We start from the raw sequence: 20539 nt of genomic DNA, 5'->3' as shown, positions 1-20539 counted from the left end.
AACACCCCCGGCGACGCTTATCCGAATTGCCGGATTGCTTCGGCCGCCCTGCGATGACGAATTGAGCCACCCGCAACAGAGACCCGCCGCCGATGACCCCTGAACTCGCCCACGACCTCAAGGCCAGTGTCCGGTCGATCCCGGATTATCCCAAGCCCGGCATCGTCTTCCGCGACATCACCACGCTGCTGGGCGATCCGCGGGCCTTCCGCCGCGCAGTCGACGAATTGGTGCAGCCCTGGGCCGGCTCGAAGGTCGACAAGGTCGCCGGCATCGAGGCGCGCGGCTTCATCATCGGCGGTGTGCGGTCGCGCATCAGGTGTCGAGCGGCTTCGTGCCGATCCGCAAGAAGGGCAAGCTGCCGCACACCTGCGTGTCGATGGAATACGCGCTCGAATACGGCACCGACCACATCGAAATCCATGTCGATGCGGTCAAGCCGGGCGAGCGGGTGATCCTGGTCGATGACCTGATCGCCACCGGCGGCACCGCCGAAGGCGCGATCAAGCTGTTGCGCCAGCTCGGCGCCGAAGTGGTCGCCGCCTGCTTCATCGTCGATCTGCCGGATCTCGGCGGCGCCGCCAAGATCCGCGCCATGGGCGTTCCTGTCCGCACTTTGATCGAGTTCGGCGGCCACTGAGCCTCTTCACCCTCCCCTTGAGGGGGAGGGTCGGCACGCAGCCGCGTAGCGGATGCGGGACGGGGAGGGGTGAGCCGCGGGCACGGCGGTCGAACTCTTCGCCACCCCACCCCACCCCGCTCGCTACGCGAGCGACCCTCCCCCTCCAGGGGAGGGTGACCTCTCCAGCGACGTGCGCGTCACGCCCTTGCTTGCGTCATTTCCAGTTCGAGATCGCGGAAGCTGGTGTAGTTCTTCCGGATCCACTGGTTCAGCTCGGTCGAGGCATCGGGCTCGGCGCGCAGATAGCCGGTGAAGGAAAAGCTCAGCCGGTCGACATACGTCTTCAAAAACGGCGGTAGCGCGCGAATCCGGATGACCCGGCCCTGCGCGAACACGCGCGGCAGCTCGCCGTGCATCACGTGCTCGTTGTCGATGACGATCAGTTGCCGCGGCGGGATCATCTCCTGCAACATGGCGTAGTCGCGCGCCGAATTGCGGTCGCTGTCGGGAACGAACAGTACGACGGGCGCCACCTGCTGCCGCGCGGCTTCCTTGATGAAGCCGACCTCGGCGAACGTCCCGAAGAATTCGTCGAAAGCGTGGAAGCCGAGGTCGATCACCTTCGCAAGCCCGTCGCCGATGATCAGCCGGTCCATCAGCTGCATCTTGCCGAACGTGTCGTCGACCTCCGCGGTCTCGGTCAGCTGCGGCAGATAGTCGAGCAGCGACGGCTCCTTGACGTTGACGTCGAAGGCCGTCACCGAGCCGCGCGCGAGTTGCAGGAATTCGCTGAGCAGTCGCGCGATCAGGGTCTTGCCGACGAACGGCCGCGGCGAACAGATGATGTAGACCGGGGTGCGGTGCAGACTGCGGGACATTGGCGTCGATCGGGCTTTCCGGCCGGCGTCCATTCGCCCGGCCGGAAGATGTCAAAGTGTTTTCGAGCGAATGGCGTATCGGTCAGCGTAAAGAAGACGCGTCAAAACCAACCAGAGCTTCGATTCCGATTCAATCAGAACCGAAAATGCTCCGATCCGATATAGCCAAAATCCGCTGTGCAGCGGATTATTTCTCGCTGTCGGCTTCCGCCACATTGGTGCTGCGGCCGCCCTTGTCCTTGCCGACGAGGTCGGTGAGCTTGATCCGGTCGAACTCGCTCCACACATTGGCGAGCCAGTGCCGGACATAGCCGCGCAGCACGAAGGAGTAGTTCGCCGGCTCGTCCTGGACGCCCTTGTTGGCGACGAATTTGAGAAACGGCACCGACGACACCTCGACCTGCTCATAGGCCATTTCGTTGAGCTTGGGGATCGTCAGCTCGGTCGCGTCCTTGATGCGATGGAAGTACGAATTGTAGGTCGCCTGATCCCACTCGAAGAAGCTGGTGTTGTTGATGAAGTTCTTCACCAGGAAATACTTCGCGCCGATCATGAAATTGGCGGTCTCGGCGATCTCGTCGAGCGAGGCGATCGACGGGCCGAGAATATGGAACACCGCGAAGGTGATCTGGCCGGAGCGGGCGGCGTCGAGGAAGCCGATGTCGCGCAAGCTCGCGAGCGCCGGCGACAGCAGGCCGGCGCGGACGTCGATCACGGTCACCGACGGCGCCGCCGTGTTCAGCGTATCGAAGATCTTCATCTGGTCCGCCGTCGTCGTCATGTCGACGATCTCGGTGATGCCGGGATGGAAGCGCTTCAGGGTGCCGCGCGGCGACTCGGTGTCGAAGGCGCGGGTCGGGATGTTGTTGGCGTTGAAATAGTCCAGCAAGGTTCGCGAGACCGTGGTTTTGCCCACGCCGCCCTTGTCTGCGCCTACGACGATGACTGCTGGCTTCGCCATGAGATTCCTTTTCGGGCCCGGTTTGATCCCCCACCGCGCATCGCGGTGCAAGGCCTCTGCTTTGGGCGCGAACATGGCAGAAACATGGGATAATTCAATTGGCGGCCCCGCTGATGGCGGCAATCTCAACAAATTCGTTCAGATGCGAGGTGGTGGCGGCAGGCGGGCCGGTTTCACACCCGCTTGCCCCACGGCCCGCGCAGGAATCGCGGCCTCGCGCGCGGCATCGTTGCGTCGCTCCACGGGCCGCTGGGGGACGCGGCTTCGGCTTCGGCTGCGGCGGGATCGCCGCCCGGCGCCGGCGCGTCTGTGGTCGAATCGTGTGCGGCTGCGTCGGTCGCTGCGGGCTTCGTCGGCAGCGCCAGCGGGCCTGGATCACGGCCGCCGGCGAATTTCACCAGCGCCGCCACCCGCGACTCCACCGAAGGGTGGGTGGCGAACAGGTCTGAAAAGCCCTGGCGCGGGTTGTCGACGCACATTTCCATCACCGCAGAGGTTGCGTCCTCCAGTTCGCCGCGGTTCTCGATCTTGCGCAGCGCCGAGATCATCGCGTCGGAATTCTTGGTCAACTCCACGGAGCCCGCATCGGCGAGGTATTCCCGCGAGCGCGACAGCGCCAGCTTGACCACCTGCGACAGGAACCAGGCCAGCAGGATCAGCACCACCGCCAGGATCACCACCACGATCGCGCCGCCGCCCTTGCGGTCGCTCGACGATGACGAGGAGGATGACGATCCTCCCGAGCCGCCGCCGAACCGGAAGCCGCCCTGAAAGAACATCCGGAAGAACATCTCGCCGAAGAACCCGACCACGCCGGCGATGATCACCGCGATCACCATCATCTGTACGTCGCCGTTGCGGATGTGGGTCAGTTCGTGGCCGAGCACCGCCTCGATCTCGTGATCGTCGAGATTGGCCAACAGGCCGCTGGTCACCGTGATCGAGTATTGCCGCGGGTTGAGGCCGCTGGCGAAGGCGTTCAGCGCCTCGGAGTCCATCACCTTCAGCTTCGGCATCGCAATGCCGCGCGAGATGCACAGGTTCTCGAGCAGATTATACAGCCGCGGCTGCTCCTGCCGCGTCACGGTCCGGCCGCCGGTGACCGCGTCGATCAGCTTCTGATTGAAGAAATAGGCGATTGCGATCCACAACGCCGCGCCGATCGTGGCGAACGGCAGCGCCTTCACCAGATCGGCCGCGGCGGCGTTGAGATACTCACCGACCGAACGCTCGCTGTCGAGCACGACTTCGGCGATCAGCGCGCCGGCATAGACCAGCACATAGATCAGCCCGAACAGCCCGATCAGCAACACGACCGACCGGGTCCTGTTCGCGGCGATGTGGGTATAGAGACCGTAGGCGGCCATCGGGCACGCTCCAATTGGGCACAACCCACCCACGTCATTCCGGGATGCGCCGCGTTCAGCGGCGCAGACCCGGAATCTCGACGTGAGAGAACGCTTTCCAACACCTCGGGATTCCGGGTTCGCGCTGCGCGCGCCCCGGAATGACGCGGGCGCTCAGAACTTCACCTGCGGCACCTGCTCGACCTGGCTGCGGGTTTCGCCGAGGTCGAAATAGTCCTTGTGGGTGAAGCCGAGCGGCGCGGCGAACAGGGCGGCGGGCATCTGCTGGATGCCGGTGTTGTACTCCTGCACGGCGTTGTTGAAGAACCGGCGGCTCGCCGCGATCTTGTTCTCGATGTCGGACAACTCCGACTGCAGCTGCTGGAAGTTCGCGTTGGCCTTGAGGTCCGGATAGGCCTCGCTCAGCGCGATCAGCTTGCCGAGGGCGCCTGTCAGCATGTTCTCCGCGGCGGCGACCTGGCCCGGACCCTGCGCCGACATCGCGGCGTTACGCGCCTTGATGACATCGTCGAGCGTGCCGCGCTCATGCGCAGCGTAGCCCTTCACCGTCTCGATCAGATTGGGAATGAGGTCGTGCCGCTGCTTGAGTTGCACGTCGATGTCGGCGAAGGCCTGGCCGACGCGCTGTCGCAGCGCCACCAGGCGGTTGTAGGTCATCAGCGCGAACACCGCGATCGCGACGATGATGCCGAGAAAAATCCACATGACTGGCGGCTCCCCATGAAACAACGTCGACGCCGACCGTAGCCGAGTTCGCGGTCATACGGCAGGGGCCGCGCAAGTCGCGGCATCCCTTGGTCGCCGGGGCCGCCGGAACCGTTCAAAATTGCGAACTCCCCCGGTCCCGGTCCCGGTTCGCGGGACTGTGGCCGGTTGGCGCAGGTTGGTGGTGCGCTACCTGTGTTGCGATAATGTGGTCCGGTCCGGCTTGCGGCGGCGCAGTCTGCCGCAAGCATTGCGCCTGATCCCCGCAGGCCCGCCGGCCGTCTTTCACGTCCCACCGCGAGGTCACTTGTCGTCGATCATCCTAGACCCCTGGTTCTACGCCGCTGCGATTCCCGCGGTTGTCCTCCTGGGCCTCGCCAAGGGCGGCTTCTCGGGCATCGGCATCGCGGCGACGCCTCTGCTGGCGCTGTTCCTGCCACCGCTGGAAGCGGCCGCGCTGCTGCTGCCGGTTCTGATCAGCCAGGACATGATCTCGCTTTACGTCTATCGCCGCCATTGGGATGCGCGGAGCCTGAAGATCATGCTACCGGGCGCGCTGATCGGCATGGGCGTGGCGTGGTGGACTGCGTCGATCGTCTCCGACGACGTGGTCCGTCTGATCGTCGGCGGCGTTGGCGTCGCTTTCGTGCTCAACGTCTGGCTGCGGCCGCAACTGTCGCCCGCGAAGGGCTCGACGGCCGCCGGCGTGTTCTGGGGCGGAGTCTCCGGCTTCACCTCGTTCATGACCCAGGGCGGCGGGCCGCCCTATCAGGTCTACATGCTGCCGCTGCAACTGCCGAAGCTGGTGCTGGTCGGCACCACCACGATCTTCTTCGCGATCCTCAATGCGTTGAAGATCGGGCCGTATCTGCTGCTCGGGCAGTTCAATGCCGCCAATGTCGCGACTTCGATCGCGCTGCTGCCGCTCGCCGCCGTGGCGAACTTCGCGGGGATCTGGCTGATACGACGCATGCCCACCGGGCTGTTCTACAAGATCGCCTATGTGCTGCTGTTCGTCGTCTCGACGGCGCTGGTGCTACAGGGCCTCATCGGAATGCTGCGGGGCGCGAACTAACAATCTGCCCCGCCGCTGCGCACGGAGCGCGGCGTCTCGATGAGACGCCGTGGCCCCGCGATGTGCAGCGAAGCGCTGATGCCGGATCAGCGGGTGGATGGGTTCGCGATCATCCGCGCGACCAGGAACGACACCGGGATCGCCAGAACGAAGCCACCGGCGACGGCCCGCGGAATCCACATCATCGCCTGCTCGGACAGGCTCGGCACCGCCAGCACGGCGATCACCATCATTCCCGCGAGCGTGGCGCCGCCGATGATCCAGAGCAGGACTGCAATCTTGAACATGTCTTTCTCCTGCCGTCGGCCTGACTGTGCGACCTTCGACCGTTAGGGCGTTTTCGAGCGAAGGGGGGACGGTTCGCCTGAAGAAAACCCATCAAAACAAAGATTTGGAGCCTCGGTTCTGGTTCGATCAGAACTGAAGATGCTCCAGGTGCGAGTGCAGCGCCGTCCTCCACCGAATCTGGTGCCGGGCAGCCCTTCGAGCCGCTTCAACGATATGTCTCTGAGTGCTCGTGCGTTTGATCTGCATCAATCGCAAATCCGTAAGCCACTGAAAACACCTAATTTATCTACCATTATACCGCACTGCCTCTTTTTGACGCAGCGGCGCTCGTCCGAGAAAGATATATCTTTACAGTCTGCCGCGGCGGCAGTACGCAAGATATATCTTTGAGAGGTTCCGGCATGGACGGCATCGACAATAGCGCGCGGCGCTGCGGCTTCGGCACGCCAGGCTGTCGCTGGAGTCGACGCGGCCTCGGCGGGCGCGGCCTCGGCGGCGGCGAGATGACCCGCGCCGGCCGGATGCTGGCGCAGGGCGATCTCAAGCTGATCGCGCTGGCGCTGATCGCCGAGCAGCCGCGGCATGGCTACGACATCATCAAGGTGATCGAGGAAAGGACTGCGGGCTGGTATGCGCCAAGCCCGGGCGTGGTTTATCCGACGCTGACCTATCTCGAGGAGATGGGCCATGTCGTTGCACAGCCGGAAGGCGCCAAGAAGCTCTACGTCATCACCGACGACGGCCGCGATCAACTCGCTGGCAACCGCGCGCTCGCTGACGCGGTGTTCGAGCGACTGGCAACGTTCGGCGAGATGATGCGCCAGCAGAACAATCATGCCGGCGGCGCGGACGGCGGCGATCTGCCGCCGCTGCTGCGCGCCGCGCTCGACAATCTACGCGAAGCGGCGATCCGTCAGGTCGCCAAGGACGTGGACAACGAAGCCGAACTCGTCGCGATCCTCGCGCGCGCGGCGGGCGAGCTTCGCAGGGTTTAGAGACGACAGCGGGCGGACCCGCAGGACATTCGGCCGCGCCCCCGGATTGCTTTCCGGGGCTGCCGAGATTCAGGAGACGAATATGACCGCAATTACTTCCGAGCAGCCCAGTCGGCGCGACGTGTTGTATCTGGCCACCGGCGCGCTCGCCGCGGTCGGCACCGCCGCGGTGGTCTGGCCATTCGTGTCGCAGCTCAACCCCGACGCCGCGACGGTCGCCGCCGGCTTCCCGCTTGAAGTCGATCTCGCGCCGCTCGCCGAAGGTCAGGTGATCAAGGTGTTCTGGCGCGGCCAGCCGATCTTCATCAATCACCGCACGCCGAAGGAAGTCGAATCGGCGCAGACCGCGGACTGGAAGAGCATGCGCGATCCGCAGCCGGACTCGGCTCGGGTCAAGCCCGGCCACGAACAGTGGCTGGTAGTGTCGGCGATCTGCACCCATCTCGGCTGCATCCCGACCGAGCATCAGGGCAATTACGACGGCTGGTTCTGCCAGTGCCACGGCTCGCAATACGATTCGTCGGGACGTATCCGGCTCGGGCCGGCGCCGCTCAATCTGGCTTTGGTGCCGTACAAATTCACCGCCGACGACAAGATCCTGATCGGCGAAACCTGAGCCCACACGTCACGTCCGAACTGAACTGATTGGACCTGATCTGGCGCCGCGCTTCCGCGCGGTCGCCGTGCTGCGTGATCGCCCGCCGCCGCGCGTGTCACATCGCGCGGTCGTGTGATGACGCGCGCCGTTTCCCGTTTCACTCACAGCCGAAAGAATCCCCCAATGCTGATCGCTGTCGCCAGCCAGAACTTCCGCACCATCACCGGCCATGCCGGCAAGACCCGCCGCTTCCTGGTGTTCGATGCCGCGCCGGGCCGTGCGCCGCAAGAGATCCAGCGTCTCGATCTGCCGAAGGAGCAGTCGATTCACGAATTCAGCGAGCAGGGCCCGCACCCGCTCGACGTCGTCGATGTGGTGATCGCGGGCAGCGCCGGTCCCGGCTTCATCAGCCGGATGGCTTCGCGCGACGTCTGCGCCATCACCACCGCCGAGACCGATCCGGTTGCCGCCGTGCAGGCCTATCTCGCCGGTTCACTCGCCCCGGCCGCGCCGCACGATGACGAAGCGGAAGAAGAGGGCGGCTGCAATTGCAGTTGCGGACGGGCGGCGGGCTGAACCCGTCTCTCAAACATCTCGCATTTATCAACCAGCACGACCACATCTTGAGGAGACCGGTCTCGCTCACAGAGCGCGACCGGTCGTCTCGAAGGATGCCGCGCGCCGGCTCCACGGCACCGCAGAACAGCTCATGATTCGAGACGGCGCTCCGCGCCTCCTCGCCATGAGGGGTATCCGTTCCAGCGCGGGCCTCACGAAAACGCGTTACCGCTCTTCACGCCGAGCTTCTTGAACACGATCGCCGCCGGACAGAAGCCGGTGAACGATGCCTGGATCATGTTGAAGCCGGCGAACGCCGTCAGCAGCAACCAATACGGGCTGACCAGCCAGCCGAGCGCGAGGCTGACCAGCACCACGGTGCCGGCGAAGGCGAGCACGGTCTGATCGATATTCATCTTGTATCTCCTGTGGTTGTGCGGGCGCCGTTGGCCCACGCGAAATCGCCATTGACGATATATTTGAATGTTCGTATATATGCAACTATGAAAATACAGGTCGAACTCATGGAGGCCGCCGCCGACCGCGCCAGCGAACTGCTGAAGGCGCTGTCGAACCGGCATCGGCTGTTGATCGTGTGTCAGTTGATCGGCGGCGAGCGCGCCGTCGGCGAACTCGCCGAGATGCTGGGTTTGCGCGACTCGACCGTGTCGCAACACCTGGCGTTGCTGCGCAGGGACGGGCTGGTTTCGGCCCGGCGCGACGCCCAGACGGTCTATTATTCGATCGCGAGCGAGCCGGCGCGCGAAATCCTGACCACGCTGTATCGGGTGTATTGTCCGGTTCAGCCCGGCGGTAACGCCGCAACCAAATCGACGAGGGCGTGACATGCAGATGCGTGATTGGACCATGAGCGGCGCATTGGCCGCGATCCTGCTCGGCGTTGCGGCGACACAGGCGCCGGCGGACAGCCTGGCGGTGGCGGCGCGGACCATCGCCGACGAGAAGGCGGTGTTCGCCACCGTCGAGAGCGTCAGCGTCGTGCCGGCCCGCGCGCGGATCGGCGGCACGGTGATCACGCTGAAGGTGCGCGAAGGCGACAGCGTCAGCCGCGGCCAGGAGATCGCGACCATCGGCGACGACAAGCTGGCGCTGCAGATGCGCTCGCTCGACGCCCAGATCGAGGCGCTGCAGGCCCAAGCCGGGCAGGCGCAGATCGACTTCGACCGCATCAACGGCCTGGTCGAACGCGGTACGCTGCCGCGCGTCAAGCTCGACGAGGCCCGCACCGCGCTCAACGTCGCCGAGAACGGGCTGCGCGCCAAGACCGCCGAGCGCGCGGTGGTGCAGCAGCAGTTCAAGGAAGGCCAGGTGCTGGCGCCCGATGACGGCCGGGTGCTGAAGAAGATGGTGACGGTCGGCTCGGTGGTGTTGCCGGGCGATCCGGTGGTCTCCGTGGCGCAACAGCACTACAAACTGCGGTTGCGGGTGCCGGAGCGCCATGCGCGCTTGCTCAAGCAGGGCGACAGGCTGCGGATCGACGGCGCCGAGGTCGGCGACCTGGCGGCGAAGTTCGGCACCATCGATCTGGTCTATCCGCTGATCGAGGACGGCCGCGTCGTCGCCGACGCCACCGTCGAGGGGCTGGGCCAGTATTTCGTCGGCGACCGGCTGCGGGTGTGGATCGCCGGCGGCGAACGTCCCGCCTTCGTCATTCCGTCGCGCTACGTCAGGACCGAATTCGGCATCGACTATGTCCGGCTCGGCGAACCCGGCAAGGCGATCGCGGTGCCGGTGCAGCGCGGCCGTGAACATCCCTCTCCCGACATGCCCGACGGCCTCGAAATCCTGTCGGGCCTGCGCAATGGCGACAGGCTGGTGCAACCGTGAAGCTCGGAATTTCAGGTGGCCTGACTAAGGCCAGCATCCAGTCGCCGCTGACGCCGCTGTTCCTGCTGGCGTCGCTGGTCGTCGGGCTGATCGCGCTCGCCGCGATCCCGCGCGAGGAGGAGCCGCAGATCAGCGTGCCGATGGTCGACATCCGCATCAACGCCGACGGCCTGCACGGCCCCGACGCGGTCGAGCTGGTGACCAAGCCGCTCGAGGCGATCGTCAAGGGCATCGACGGCGTCGAGCACGTCTACAGCCAGACCGAAGACGATCGGGTGTTGGTCACCGCCCGCTTCCTGGTCGGCACCAAGTCCGAGGACGCCATCCTGCGGGTGCACGAGAAAATCCGCGCCAATTTCGACCGGATTCCGGTCGGCATTCCCGAGCCGCTGATCGTCGGCCGCGGCATCAACGATGTCGCCGTCGCGATCCTGACGCTGTCGCCGAAGCCGGAAGCAGCCAGCCGCTGGACCGACAAGGACCTTTACGAACTCGCCGACAAGCTGCGCTCCGAGCTGATGAAGGTCGACAGCATCGGCCTCACCTACATCGCAGGCGGCGGCGCGCAGCAGATCCGGGTCGAGCCCGATCCGGAGAAGCTGTCGCTGTACGGCGTGACGCTGCAACAGCTCGTCGCCAAGGTGAAGGACGCCAACCGCTCGTTCCTGGCCGGGCAGGTGCGCGACGGCGGCGCGATGCGCAGCGTCTCGGCCGGGCAGACGCTGATGGGCATTCCCGACATCGGCCTGCTGCTGATTTCGACCCGCGACAATCGCCCGGTCTACGTCAAGGACGTCGCCGCGGTGATCATCGGCCCGAACGCGGCCGAGCATCGGGTGTGGAACGACGCCCGCAGCGGCGGCGGCGACTGGACCCGCGTGCCCGCGGTCAGCGTCGCGCTCGCCAAGCGCGCCGGCGCCAACGCCGTGGTGGTGTCGCAGGAGATCGAGCACCGGCTTGCCGGCCTGAAGGGCACGCTTCTTCCCGACGACGTCGTCGTCACCGTCACCCGCGACTATGGCGACACCGCCAACGAGAAGGCCAACGAATTGTTGCTGCATCTCGGCATCGCCACGATCTCGATCGTGGTGCTGATCGCGATCGCGATCGGCTGGCGCGAAGCGGTGGTCACCGCGGTGGTGATCCCGACCACCATCCTGCTGACCTTGTTCGCCGCCAATCTGATGGGCTACACCATCAACCGCGTCAGCCTGTTCGCGCTGATTTTCTCCATCGGCATCCTGGTCGACGACGCCATCGTGGTGGTCGAGAACATCGCCCGGCACTGGGGGATGAAGGACGGCCGGCCGCGGCTGCAGGCCACCATCGAGGCGGTGGCCGAGGTCGGCAATCCGACCGTGATCGCGACGCTCACCGTGGTCGCGGCGCTGTTGCCGATGCTGTTCGTGTCCGGGCTGATGGGGCCCTATATGGCGCCGATCCCGGCCAACGCCTCGGCGGCGATGCTGTTCTCGTTCTTCGTCGCGATGGTGGTGGCGCCTTGGCTGATGCTGCGGCTGGCGCCGAAGCAGGGCGCTGCGGTCGCGGCGCATGACGCGCATGACGAGGGCCGGCTCGGCCGGCTGTATCGCCGCATGGCGTCGCCGATCGTCGCCAGCAAGCGCGCGTCGTGGATCTTCCTGCTCGGCGTCGGTGTCGCCACGCTGCTGTCGATGGTGCTGTTCTACACCAAGTCGGTGACGGTGAAGCTGCTGCCGTTCGACAACAAGAGCGAGATCGCGGTGATCGTCGATCTGCCGGAAGGCGCGACGCTGGAGGACACCGAGCGCACGCTGTTCGCCGCCGCCGACATCGCCCGCGGCCTGCCGGAGATCACTTCGGTGCAGAGCTATGCCGGCACGCCGGCGCCGTTCAACTTCAACGGCCTGGTCCGGCATTATTACTTGCGCGAGCGGCCGGAGCTCGGCGAGCTGCAGGTCAATCTCGCCGCGCGCGGCGACCGGTCGCGCGCCAGCCACGCGATCGCGCTCGATCTGCGCGAGCGGTTGAAGGCGCTCGCCATTCCCGCCGGCGCCAGCGTCAAGGTGGTCGAGGTGCCGCCCGGCCCGCCGGTGCTGTCGACGCTGCTCGCGGAAATCTACGGCCCCGACGCCGAGACCCGCCGCGCGGTGACCGCCGAGGTGAAGAAGATCTTCAAGGACGTGCCGTTCATCGTCGACGTCGACGATTCGATCGGCGAGAAGCGGCCGCGGCTGCGGCTGTCGATCGATCAGGATCGGCTGGAGTTCTTCGGCGTCGAACAGAAGGACGTCTACGACACCATCCAGACGCTGTTCGGCGGCGTGTCGGTCGGCTACTCGCATCGCGGCGAGGGCCGCAATCCGATCGCCATCCATGTCGGCCTGCCGAAGCACGATCTCGCCTGGAACGAGGCGCTGGCCTCGACGCCGGTGCCGGCCAACACGCTGCCCGGCAGCAAGACGGTGGTGGAGCTGGGGCAGTTGGTGAAGGCGACCCGCGAGGTCGGCTCGCCGATGATCTTCCGCCGCGACGGCCGCTTCGCCGACATGGTGATGGCCGAACTCGCCGGCAAGTTCGAGGCGCCGCTCTACGGGATGCTCGAGGTCGACAAGCGGATCGAGGCGCACGACTGGGGCAAGCTGCCGAAGCCGGCGATCAGCCTGCACGGCCAGCCGACCGACGAGTCGCGCCCGACGCTGCTGTGGGACGGCGAATGGGAGATCACCTGGGTGACGTTCCGCGACATGGGCGCGGCGTTCGGCGCGGCGATCCTCGGCATCTACGTGCTGGTGGTGGCGCAGTTCAGGAGCTTCAAGCTGCCGCTGGTGATCCTGACGCCGATCCCGCTGACGCTGATCGGCATCCTGATCGGCCACTGGCTGTTCGGCGCGCCGTTCAGCGCCACCTCGATGATCGGCTTCATCGCGCTCGCCGGCATCATCGTGCGCAACTCGATCCTGCTGGTCGATTTCATCCGCCACTCCGGCGGCGAGAGCAAGACGCTGCGCGAGGTGGTGCTGCGGGCCGGCGCCGTGCGCTTCAAGCCGATCCTGCTCACCGCGCTGGCGGCGATGATCGGCGCGGCGACGATCCTGCTCGATCCGATCTTTCAGGGGCTGGCGATCTCGCTGCTGTTCGGACTCGCCTCGTCGACGCTGCTGACCGTGCTGGTGATCCCGGCGATCTACATCGTGCTGCGCGACAATACGCCGAAGCCGCCGCCGAATTTGACGGCAAAGTGATAGCATCGCCGGCCGATCCGGGGCACAAGGGCCAATCGCGAAACCAACGATTGGAACCGATAATGATCACCCGACGATCGGCCCTGATGACGGCCCTGTCGCTCGCGCCGGCGCTGGCCGCTTCGCGGGCGTGGGCGGCGCCGGCCGCGTCTGCTCCGGACGACAACGTGCTGTCGACCGAATCGGTGTTGCGCGATCCCGAGATCCCTGTCGCCGGCAATCCCGATGGCGACATCACCATCGTCGAGTATTCCGACTTCCGCTGCTCGTACTGCAAGAAGGTCCACCCCGACCTGATGCGGGTCGTGCAGGAAGACGGCAAGGTCCGCATGGTTTTCAAGGACTGGCCGATCTTCGGCGGCATCTCGGTCGATGCGGCGAAGATGGTGTTGGCCTCGAAATATCAGGGCAAATATCTCGAAGCCCACAACGCGCTGATCCGCACCAGCTCGAAACTGACCGAGTCCGGCATCGGCGAAATTCTCGGCGCGGGTGGCGTCGACGTCGCGCGCGCCACCAAGGATCTCGAGACCAACCGCGCCGCGATCGAGGCGACCCTCGCGCGCAATGACGCGCAGGCGAAGGCGTTCGGCTTTCAGGGAACGCCGGCTTTCATCATCGGCCGTTTCCGGGTGCCGGGCGTGCTCGACGTCGCGATGTTCAAGCAGGCGATCAAGGACGCCCGCGCCGCAGCGCAAAAGAAGTAACCGCCGCCGACCGCGTGCGTGGCGCGTCGCCGCGCCACCGTCGTCATTCCGCCGCCGTCATTCGCGATCCGGCGTGGTCGAGCGCGATCGTGTCTGCGCGCGCGGAGGTCCGACCGACGGTAGCGCGCAGGAAGTCGCGGAACTGCCTGACCGCCTTCCGCCCCGATGCCTCGATCATCGTCAGATTGACGCGAGGCAGGCGCGGGAAACCGTCCGCCTCTCGTAGCACGATGTGATCGGCGCCGACGGCGCTGTCGGGGAGAATGCCGACGCCCAGTCCGGCCGAGATCGCCGCGCGGACGTTCTCGTAGGATGCGCTGACATAGGCCGGATAGCTGGGCTTGGCTTTCGCCGCGAGCGCGACCAGCGCAGCCTCGCGGTAGCAGCAGCCCGGCGGGAACACGACCAGCGGCAGCTCCGCGATCGAGTCGAACCGGCTGCGCGCATTGGCGACCCACAGCAGCGGCTCGGTGCGCAGCAACAGCGACGACCGGCCCGGCGTGGCGGTCCGCTGCCCGTCGATCTGCTTGAAGATCGCGAGATCGAGATCGCCCTTCTGCACCCCGCTGACGAGGGCCGAGGACAGCGCCGACACCGTCTCGATCCGCAGACCGCGGTTCAGCGCCGCGCAACGCGAGATCGCGCCGTGCAGATCCATGATTCTGAAGTCGTCGGGCACGCCCAGGGTGATCCGGCCGGAGATCTGCGGCTGTACCATGGCGCTGACCGCTTCATTGGTCCGCGCCAGGATTTCGACCGCAGACGGCAGGAAACGGCGTCCGTCGCTGGTGAGGCCGACAATGTGTCCCTGGCAGCGCTCGACCAGGCGGCATTCGATGATCTCCTCGAGTCGTTTCAGGCTCTGTGTGATCGCCGACTGGCTTCGATGCAATTCCAGCCCGGCCTGCTGGAAGCCGCCGCCTTCGGCGACGGACACAAACGCGCGCAAATGTTCGAGCGTTATCCGACGGTCACCCAACGCCGGTCGTCGTTCTCGTCCCAACGTCGCCTCCCCGCAAAAGCAGTTTGTCTTATTACGCCACTTTAATGATTCATTTTCCAGCCGGCAGCCCCCCTGCGACAATCGCGTCGTTCGTAGGGAGACGACATGCCCCGTTTCATGTTCGCCGGCCTGGTCATCGTCTTCAGCATGATCTGGAGTTCCGCCTTTGTCGCCGGAGCGGTTGCATTGCGCGATTTCGATCCCACCACGCTGCTGACGATTCGCTTCGCCGCGAGCGCGCTGCTGCTGTTGCCACTCTGCCTGTTGACTTCAGCGCCCACCTTCACCGCCGATGTCGTCGGTCACGGCCTCGGCCTCGGGGTGTTGAACAATGCGATCTATCTCGGCCTGAGCTTTGCCGCGCTGCGGACGGTCCGTCCGGAGGTGGTGATCGTCGTGGTGAGCTGCGCGCCGTTCGTCACCACATTGTTGTCGGCTGCGTTCGGCCTCGAGCGCATCCGGGCGATGTCGGTTGCGGGCGCCGTGCTTGCCTTCGCCGGCGTGGTGATGGTTTCGGGGGTGGTAGGCGCCGACGTGCCGGACCTCGGCGGTCTGTCGCTGGCCATCGGCGGAATGATCGCGTTCGCGGCGGCGACCGTGTTGTTCCGCAAGTCGGCGGGCCGGTTGCCGCTGTTGCAGGTGAATTTCTGGCAGTCGGTGGCAGGCGCGGTGGTGCTGCTTCCGGTCGCGCTGTTGTGGGGCCAGCCGATCGGGTCGCCATCGCCGTCGTCGTTGCTGGCCCTCGCTCATTTGGTCGTCGTCGTCACCATCGGCGGCATGGCGCTGTGGTTGCTGCTGATCCGCAAGAGCGGCGCCGCGACAGCGTCGACCTATCACCTGCTCAATCCGTTCAGCGGCGCGCTGCTCGCCCATCTCGTGCTCGGCGCGCCGTTGCGCGCCACTGATTTCGCCGGGGCGACCTTGATCGCCATCGGCCTGGTCGTCGCCAATCAACAACAACTTTTCAGTCGTAAGGTCGGAGGTTAGCCCATGAGCGTCAATGCAATTTCCAAACAGATCGATATTCCAGGCGTCACCATCGATGCCGCCGCCTTCTTCGGCCTCGAGGGCGTCACACGGGTTCGTCAGCAGGCTCGGTTGGGTTTGACCGAGCAGAGCTATCTGCCGAAAGCATCCGATCCGCACAGCGACTGGGTCGCACGCGTCGCCGCTCCCGCGTTCCGTGCACTTGCGGAAATGGGAGTGAAGGTGGAGGATTTCTGCACCATCGGCACCGGGGCCGGACTGGACGCGCTCGCCGCCATCGAGATCCTCCGCGTCAGAAACGTCTTCGTCACCGACCTGCACGAAGACGTCGTGCAGCAGGCGCGCCAGAACATTCTGATGAATGTTCTCCCGCCGCAGCCGGCGGTATTTGCCGGCGTCGGCGATTTGCTCGACCCCCTCAAGGAAACTCGATCGGCGCTCGATCTGATCTACGAAAACCTTCCGAATATTCCGCTCGGCAGCGACGATGATCTTGCCGAAGGTCAGGCGAGCTCGACGTTCATCGCCGACCGCAAGGAAGGACTGCCCGATTTCGTCCGCCAGCATTTGATCGCGCTCCATTATCTCGCGCTCCGGCAAGCCTATCCGATGTTGCGGCCCGGGGGCCGCGTCCTGTCGTCCATCGGTGGTCGGATCCCGGTCGAGGTCATTCTGCGGCTCGGGCGCGAGACCGGCTATGCAAGCCACATTCTGGTCTTGGCCTGGAAGATTCAGTCCGAACCCGAGGACGTCATCGGCGGCTACGCCCGGTGGGAGCGCGAGGGGTTGGGCCCATTCCGCTTTTATCCAAGAGCGGTGCTGGAGCGAACGCTCTCTCCGATGTCAGCGGTCGCGGCCGCCGCGCAGGCGATCGAGATCGAGAGGGCGTTGCAGCCTGATGCCCTTTCGGCAGAGCAGGCGTTGCAGGCGCACCTCGACGGCGTCGAGATCGGCCACACCGTCTTCGTCCTCGAATCGCAAAAGCTGTGAGGACGCGCCATGAGATTGCACGTCGGTAACGCCGTCGGCGCGACCCCGCTGGTCGAGATCACCAAGTTGGATATCCCGGATGGCATCCGGGTATTCGCGAAGCTGGAGTTCCTCAATCCTGGCGGCAGCATCAAGGACCGCATGGTCAAATACATTCTCGACCATGCCGAGCGTGTCGGGGCGCTGCAGCCCGGTGCGACGATTGTGGAGAATACGTCCGGAAACACCGGCGCGGCGATCGCCATGTTCGCGGCCGAACGCGGATATCGGGCGATCCTGACGATGCCGGACAAGGTGAGCCAGGAGAAACAAAACGTCCTGCGCGCGATGGGCGCACAGACAATCGTTTGCCCGACGGCGGTTCGACCGGATTCACCGGAGCACTACGTCGAGACGGCTCGACGGCTTCACCGCGAGATACCCGGCTCGTTCATGCTGAACCAGTACGACAATCCGCTGAACGCCGAGGCGCATTTCCACACCACCGGGCCGGAAATATGGGAAGCGCTCGGCGGCCGGATCACGGCCTTCGTTTCGTCGGGCAGCACCGGGGGAACGATTTCCGGTATCGGCGGCTATCTACGCTCGAAGAACCCCGACATCCACGTCGTTCTGCTCGACCCCGTCGGCTCGATCTATCACAAATACTTTCACGAAGGCGTCGTGGATCCGCGCGAAATCGCGGCCTACCACGTCGAGGGTGTCGGTGAGGACCATCTCGCCAAGTGCATGGATTTCTCGGTTCTCACCAATGTAATTCGCTTCAACGATCGTAACGCCATTCAAATGTGCCACGAGCTTGCGCGGAAAGAAGGCTTGCTGTGCGGCGGCAGTTCAGGAGCCAATATCTGGGGCTGCATCGAAGTTGCGAAGGCGCTGAAGCCGCCGGCGGTCATTGTGACCGTTCTTCCGGACAGCGGAGCGAAGTACGTTTCCAAGATTTACAACGCGGATTGGCTTGCGGAACAACGGTTCGCGGACGGCAGCAGCGCAACGGTGTCGATGCGCAGTCCGGCGCCGAGCGACGCCTGATCCGATCGCAGCGACGGCCCGGATCGGGCAAGCGCCGCGGTGTGATGGGCCTGCGCGATGTCGCGCTTGTCCAGGCAGGCGATCAGACGGGCGCGCCGCAAAGGAGCTGAGCAAAGGTGCGTCGCTTGCCGTAACCCGCCCCACGATTGTGTTCAGTCGGCGAGCCTCTCTGACTATTGATCTACGTCATGACTGTGATGCCGCCTGACTCTAAGCTGCCGATCACATCGAAATGGCAGGACGACGATCATGCTGCGCAGAAACCTGGTTTTCAGCGCAGCGGTGCTGCTCGGCAGCGCTGCGCTTGCGCTTCAAACCATCCCGGATCGCGCACGCGCATCGCCATGGCGCGCCGATGAGGACAACACCCGCGGCTGGCAGTTGATGTCGCAGCAGGAACGTATCGATCACCAGGCGCGGGTGCGCAGCTTCACCGACTATGATACGTGCAAAGCCTATCGCAAGCAGCATCACGAGCTGATGGAGCAGCGCGCGCGTGAGCGCGGGCTCAAGCTTTTCGATGATCGGGAGGGCTTCTGCTGGCGTCTGAAGCGCGACGCGCAGCCTGAGCAGGATTGAGCCGGTGGCCGCATACGGGGCAGGCTTTCGTGTCTGGTCGGTTCCGCTGCTCACGATTGCGGTGCCGCTTGGCTTTGTGGTGTGGGCGTTTCCCCATGGGCTCGCGCCGTTGCGGGCCGCAGGCATCGTTACCGGCTGGTTGGGTTGTGGCCTGCTGCTGGTGAGCCTGCTGCTGATGCTGCGCGAGCCGCGGCTCGCGAATTGGCTCGGTGGCCTCGAGCGAATGTATCGCTGGCATCACGTCACCGGTGTTGCGGCCTATGTTTTTCTGCTGCTGCATCCGCTGGCGCTCGCTGCAGGCAACTGGCAGACGTCGTGGGTTCTCGCCTGGCACACGCTGTCGCCGGTCGAGGAAAGCTGGCCGGTGTGGTCGGGCTGGCTCGGCCTGCTGTTGCTGATGATCGGCCTCGCCGCCACTTTCGCCCCCTCGATCCGCTACGGCGCATGGCGCTGGCTGCACGCCCTGCTCGGCATCGGCGTCGTGATCGGCCTCGTGCATCTGATCCTGCTCGGCATCGACGAGCCGGTGCTGCCGATCCTGGCGATCGCGGCGGCTATCCTGGGCTGGCGGCTTCTGCGCGGCGATCTCGGTCTCGGGGCGCGGCCCTATATCGTCGCGACGGCGCGCAAGCTGACCGCGCGTTCCGTCGAGATCGTGCTGCGGCCGCTCGCCGATCCCGTCACATTGAGCACCGGGCAGTTCGTGCTGGTGGCGTTCAGGAATGGTCCGGTCTATCGCGGCTGCGGCGAATTCCATCCCTTCACCATCAGTTCGATCGATGGCGACGGTGCGCTGCATCTCGCGGTGAAGGCGCTCGGCGATTGCACCTCGCGGATGCTGTCGATCGAGCCCGGCGTTGCGGCGCGCGTGATCGGCGGCTTCGGCAGCTTCCTCAGCGAGGTGAGCGGCGCGCCGCAATTGTGGATCGCGGGCGGCATCGGCGTCACCCCGTTCGTCGCGTTGCTGAACGACGGCAGGCTGCGCCATCCGGCGCGGCTGCTGTATCTCTACCGCCGCGAGGATGACGCGACCTATCTGCGGGAATTGCGTCAGATCGCTGCGACCGACCCGAACCTGACGCTGCAAACCATCGTGACGGGCGACGAACTCCCTGACATCGAAGGTTTACTCCCCGATGCCCGGGAATTGTCAGGCGTCGAATGCTATCTGTGTGAGCCGCCGGGTCTGGTCGGCGCGCTGAAGCAGGTGTTGAGCGCGCGCGGCGTTGCCGCGCAGCATATTCACTTCGAGAACTTCGAGTTCAGATGATGCGCAAGCTATTCTTGGCGTCCACCGCGACATTCTGGGTCATCGTCATCGGCTTCTGGGCTGGCAGCGCGTTGACGCCGGTCGCCCAGCAGCCCGCGGTTGCGGCCGAGCGTGAGATCACTGCGGCCGAGTTGGCCAGCCATGCGAAACCCGATGATTGCTGGATGGCGATCCGGGGTGGCGTTTACGATCTCACCTCCTATTTGCCTGACCACCCGTCGCGGCCGACGATCATCGAGCCATGGTGCGGCAGGGAGGCGAGCGATGCCTACAACACCAAGACCAAGGGGCGCGCACATACCGGCGAAGCCGACGCGATGCTGCCGAAATACAGGATCGGTCGCTTTCTCCCCGGCGGTTAGCAGGGGCAACGGTTGACCTGAATCATCCTCCGACGAAGTCGCGCGCATCGCGACAGCCTGCCGCCGGAGATCGGCGCTCAGGCTCTGCGGAGGCTGCGTGCGGCGCGCCGATCGCCGCGTTGCAGCAATTGCGCTGTATCTCACCGTGCCGGGCGCGCTTCATTACGCTGCACGACGACGATTTCCGCTGCCACAACAAGGCGGCGCAATGTGATGCCAGCGGCTGCCTGCACGAAGTCTACGTCGCCGGCGCAGGCGGCAGTTATCGCCGCGTGCTGCAGGTTCATGCCCGCGACATCAGGCTGTTGTCCGAGGGCAGCATCGCGCCGGTCGAGATTGCGGGCCGAACGAAACGCGGGTGCTGTGATGGACCGGCGGCTTCGTTGCAAGATGAGAATAGATAGCAACTAAAACAGGCCATGCATCGTTGCATTTGCGCTATGTTGCGGTGGCTGCTCGGTGTCAGCATTCTGTCAGGCGCTGGTGCCTA

General features: G+C 65.2%; 22 protein-coding genes and 1 pseudogene. 16 read left to right on the top strand and 7 right to left on the bottom strand.

Annotation, left to right across the window (positions count from 1 at the left end; translation table 11 throughout):
- The first annotated feature begins 92 nt into the window (after positions 1–92).
- Positions 93–640 (top strand): annotated as a pseudogene (locus BMY71_RS00600) (adenine phosphoribosyltransferase).
- A 179-nt stretch (positions 641–819) separates the two neighbouring features.
- On the opposite strand, the gene BMY71_RS00595 reads toward BMY71_RS00600, so the two are convergent.
- The 4 genes from BMY71_RS00595 to BMY71_RS00580 form a co-directional block, all read right to left on the bottom strand.
- Complete coding sequence (locus BMY71_RS00595; RefSeq protein WP_080506374.1) at positions 820–1488, bottom strand: hypothetical protein; 669 nt, start codon at positions 1486–1488, stop codon at positions 820–822.
- 199 nt (positions 1489–1687) lie between these two features.
- Positions 1688–2461, bottom strand: coding sequence for a P-loop NTPase family protein (locus BMY71_RS00590; protein ID WP_011504588.1), 774 nt, complete (start codon positions 2459–2461; stop codon positions 1688–1690).
- Positions 2462–2634: 173 nt separating this feature from the next.
- On the bottom strand, positions 2635–3828 hold the full coding sequence (locus BMY71_RS00585; RefSeq protein ID WP_092681013.1) for a M48 family metallopeptidase: 1194 nt from the start codon (positions 3826–3828) through the stop codon (positions 2635–2637).
- Between the two features lie 153 nt (positions 3829–3981).
- Positions 3982–4533 (bottom strand): LemA family protein, encoded by a 552-nt coding sequence (locus BMY71_RS00580; RefSeq protein WP_011504586.1) that lies wholly within the window; start codon positions 4531–4533, stop codon positions 3982–3984.
- A 307-nt stretch (positions 4534–4840) separates the two neighbouring features.
- Here BMY71_RS00580 and BMY71_RS00575 point away from each other — a divergent pair, with 307 nt between their 5' ends.
- The gene (locus BMY71_RS00575) at positions 4841–5608 is read left to right on the top strand and encodes a sulfite exporter TauE/SafE family protein (protein ID WP_092681011.1); all 768 of its coding nucleotides are present in this window, start codon (positions 4841–4843) and stop codon (positions 5606–5608) included.
- An 86-nt stretch (positions 5609–5694) separates the two neighbouring features.
- Here the strand turns inward: BMY71_RS00575 and BMY71_RS00570 are convergent, their stop codons facing one another.
- A complete protein-coding gene (locus BMY71_RS00570; RefSeq protein ID WP_011504584.1) occupies positions 5695–5895 on the bottom strand; it encodes a hypothetical protein in 201 nt (66 codons plus the stop codon).
- 402 nt (positions 5896–6297) lie between these two features.
- Between BMY71_RS00570 and BMY71_RS00565 the strand changes: the two genes are divergently transcribed.
- The 3 genes from BMY71_RS00565 (at position 6298) to BMY71_RS00555 (ending at position 8065) form a co-directional block, all read left to right on the top strand.
- Positions 6298–6891 (top strand): PadR family transcriptional regulator, encoded by a 594-nt coding sequence (locus BMY71_RS00565; protein ID WP_011504583.1) that lies wholly within the window; start codon positions 6298–6300, stop codon positions 6889–6891.
- Between the two features lie 82 nt (positions 6892–6973).
- Complete coding sequence (petA, locus tag BMY71_RS00560) at positions 6974–7507, top strand: ubiquinol-cytochrome c reductase iron-sulfur subunit (RefSeq protein ID WP_011504582.1); 534 nt, start codon at positions 6974–6976, stop codon at positions 7505–7507.
- A gap of 165 nt (positions 7508–7672) precedes the next feature.
- Positions 7673–8065 carry a NifB/NifX family molybdenum-iron cluster-binding protein gene (locus BMY71_RS00555; RefSeq protein ID WP_041805498.1) on the top strand — a complete coding sequence of 131 codons (393 nt, stop codon included), beginning with the start codon at positions 7673–7675 and terminating at the stop codon, positions 8063–8065.
- A 194-nt stretch (positions 8066–8259) separates the two neighbouring features.
- Here the strand turns inward: BMY71_RS00555 and BMY71_RS00550 are convergent, their stop codons facing one another.
- Positions 8260–8463, bottom strand: coding sequence for a YgaP family membrane protein (locus tag BMY71_RS00550; RefSeq protein ID WP_011504580.1), 204 nt, complete (start codon positions 8461–8463; stop codon positions 8260–8262).
- Positions 8464–8571: 108 nt separating this feature from the next.
- Here BMY71_RS00550 and BMY71_RS00545 point away from each other — a divergent pair, with 108 nt between their 5' ends.
- From BMY71_RS00545 to BMY71_RS00530, 4 genes are all read left to right on the top strand, one after another.
- A complete protein-coding gene (locus BMY71_RS00545; protein ID WP_011504579.1) occupies positions 8572–8892 on the top strand; it encodes an ArsR/SmtB family transcription factor in 321 nt (106 codons plus the stop codon).
- A 1-nt stretch (position 8893) separates the two neighbouring features.
- Positions 8894–9895 (top strand): efflux RND transporter periplasmic adaptor subunit, encoded by a 1002-nt coding sequence (locus BMY71_RS00540; RefSeq protein ID WP_092681009.1) that lies wholly within the window; start codon positions 8894–8896, stop codon positions 9893–9895.
- Complete coding sequence (locus BMY71_RS00535) at positions 9892–13119, top strand: efflux RND transporter permease subunit (RefSeq protein WP_092681007.1); 3228 nt, start codon at positions 9892–9894, stop codon at positions 13117–13119. Before BMY71_RS00540 ends, BMY71_RS00535 begins: the two co-directional genes overlap by 4 nt.
- An 86-nt stretch (positions 13120–13205) precedes the next feature.
- Entirely contained in the window at positions 13206–13826 is a 621-nt protein-coding gene (locus BMY71_RS00530; protein ID WP_244525943.1) for a DsbA family protein, read from the top strand.
- Between the two features lie 43 nt (positions 13827–13869).
- Here the strand turns inward: BMY71_RS00530 and BMY71_RS00525 are convergent, their stop codons facing one another.
- A complete protein-coding gene (locus tag BMY71_RS00525) occupies positions 13870–14775 on the bottom strand; it encodes a LysR family transcriptional regulator (RefSeq protein WP_283804804.1) in 906 nt (301 codons plus the stop codon).
- A 159-nt stretch (positions 14776–14934) separates the two neighbouring features.
- Here BMY71_RS00525 and BMY71_RS00520 point away from each other — a divergent pair, with 159 nt between their 5' ends.
- The 7 genes from BMY71_RS00520 (at position 14935) to BMY71_RS00490 (ending at position 20453) form a co-directional block, all read left to right on the top strand.
- Positions 14935–15816 carry a DMT family transporter gene (locus BMY71_RS00520; RefSeq protein WP_092681003.1) on the top strand — a complete coding sequence of 294 codons (882 nt, stop codon included), beginning with the start codon at positions 14935–14937 and terminating at the stop codon, positions 15814–15816.
- Between the two features lie 3 nt (positions 15817–15819).
- Positions 15820–16806 carry a class I SAM-dependent methyltransferase gene (locus BMY71_RS00515; RefSeq protein WP_011504573.1) on the top strand — a complete coding sequence of 329 codons (987 nt, stop codon included), beginning with the start codon at positions 15820–15822 and terminating at the stop codon, positions 16804–16806.
- Positions 16807–16815: 9 nt separating this feature from the next.
- Entirely contained in the window at positions 16816–17838 is a 1023-nt protein-coding gene (locus BMY71_RS00510) for a PLP-dependent cysteine synthase family protein (protein WP_011504572.1), read from the top strand.
- A 249-nt stretch (positions 17839–18087) separates the two neighbouring features.
- Positions 18088–18417 carry a hypothetical protein gene (locus BMY71_RS00505; protein WP_092681001.1) on the top strand — a complete coding sequence of 110 codons (330 nt, stop codon included), beginning with the start codon at positions 18088–18090 and terminating at the stop codon, positions 18415–18417.
- Positions 18418–18421: 4 nt separating this feature from the next.
- Positions 18422–19687 (top strand): ferric reductase-like transmembrane domain-containing protein, encoded by a 1266-nt coding sequence (locus BMY71_RS00500; protein ID WP_092680999.1) that lies wholly within the window; start codon positions 18422–18424, stop codon positions 19685–19687.
- A complete protein-coding gene (locus tag BMY71_RS00495; RefSeq protein ID WP_092680997.1) occupies positions 19684–20049 on the top strand; it encodes a cytochrome b5 domain-containing protein in 366 nt (121 codons plus the stop codon). The genes BMY71_RS00500 and BMY71_RS00495 overlap by 4 nt, the downstream gene beginning before the upstream one ends.
- 119 nt (positions 20050–20168) lie before the next feature.
- Positions 20169–20453: a hypothetical protein gene (locus BMY71_RS00490; protein WP_092680995.1), complete on the top strand. Its 285-nt coding sequence runs from the start codon at positions 20169–20171 to the stop codon at positions 20451–20453.
- The last annotated feature ends 86 nt before the right edge of the window (positions 20454–20539 follow it).

Origin of the sequence: Rhodopseudomonas pseudopalustris, assembly GCF_900110435.1 — a bacterium.
Taxonomy (GTDB): domain Bacteria; phylum Pseudomonadota; class Alphaproteobacteria; order Rhizobiales; family Xanthobacteraceae; genus Rhodopseudomonas; species Rhodopseudomonas pseudopalustris.
This window is presented reverse-complemented; position numbering and strand designations above follow the sequence as displayed.

Excerpts from the sequence above, each read along its gene's own strand:
- BMY71_RS00520 (WP_092681003.1), top strand. The coding sequence starts at position 14,935 with ATGCCCCGTTTCATGTTCGCCGGCCTGGTCATCGTCTTCAGCATGATC.
- BMY71_RS00590 (WP_011504588.1), bottom strand. The coding sequence starts at position 2,461 with ATGGCGAAGCCAGCAGTCATCGTCGTAGGCGCAGACAAGGGCGGCGTG.
- BMY71_RS00585 (WP_092681013.1), bottom strand. The coding sequence starts at position 3,828 with ATGGCCGCCTACGGTCTCTATACCCACATCGCCGCGAACAGGACCCGG.
- BMY71_RS00530 (WP_244525943.1), top strand. The coding sequence starts at position 13,206 with ATGACGGCCCTGTCGCTCGCGCCGGCGCTGGCCGCTTCGCGGGCGTGG.
- BMY71_RS00580 (WP_011504586.1), bottom strand. The coding sequence starts at position 4,533 with ATGTGGATTTTTCTCGGCATCATCGTCGCGATCGCGGTGTTCGCGCTG.
- BMY71_RS00505 (WP_092681001.1), top strand. The coding sequence starts at position 18,088 with ATGCTGCGCAGAAACCTGGTTTTCAGCGCAGCGGTGCTGCTCGGCAGC.
- BMY71_RS00565 (WP_011504583.1), top strand. The coding sequence starts at position 6,298 with ATGGACGGCATCGACAATAGCGCGCGGCGCTGCGGCTTCGGCACGCCA.
- BMY71_RS00555 (WP_041805498.1), top strand. The coding sequence starts at position 7,673 with ATGCTGATCGCTGTCGCCAGCCAGAACTTCCGCACCATCACCGGCCAT.
- BMY71_RS00540 (WP_092681009.1), top strand. The coding sequence starts at position 8,894 with ATGCAGATGCGTGATTGGACCATGAGCGGCGCATTGGCCGCGATCCTG.
- BMY71_RS00510 (WP_011504572.1), top strand. The coding sequence starts at position 16,816 with ATGAGATTGCACGTCGGTAACGCCGTCGGCGCGACCCCGCTGGTCGAG.
- petA (WP_011504582.1), top strand. The coding sequence starts at position 6,974 with ATGACCGCAATTACTTCCGAGCAGCCCAGTCGGCGCGACGTGTTGTAT.
- BMY71_RS00515 (WP_011504573.1), top strand. The coding sequence starts at position 15,820 with ATGAGCGTCAATGCAATTTCCAAACAGATCGATATTCCAGGCGTCACC.
- BMY71_RS00570 (WP_011504584.1), bottom strand. The coding sequence starts at position 5,895 with ATGTTCAAGATTGCAGTCCTGCTCTGGATCATCGGCGGCGCCACGCTC.
- BMY71_RS00545 (WP_011504579.1), top strand. The coding sequence starts at position 8,572 with ATGGAGGCCGCCGCCGACCGCGCCAGCGAACTGCTGAAGGCGCTGTCG.
- BMY71_RS00495 (WP_092680997.1), top strand. The coding sequence starts at position 19,684 with ATGATGCGCAAGCTATTCTTGGCGTCCACCGCGACATTCTGGGTCATC.
- BMY71_RS00550 (WP_011504580.1), bottom strand. The coding sequence starts at position 8,463 with ATGAATATCGATCAGACCGTGCTCGCCTTCGCCGGCACCGTGGTGCTG.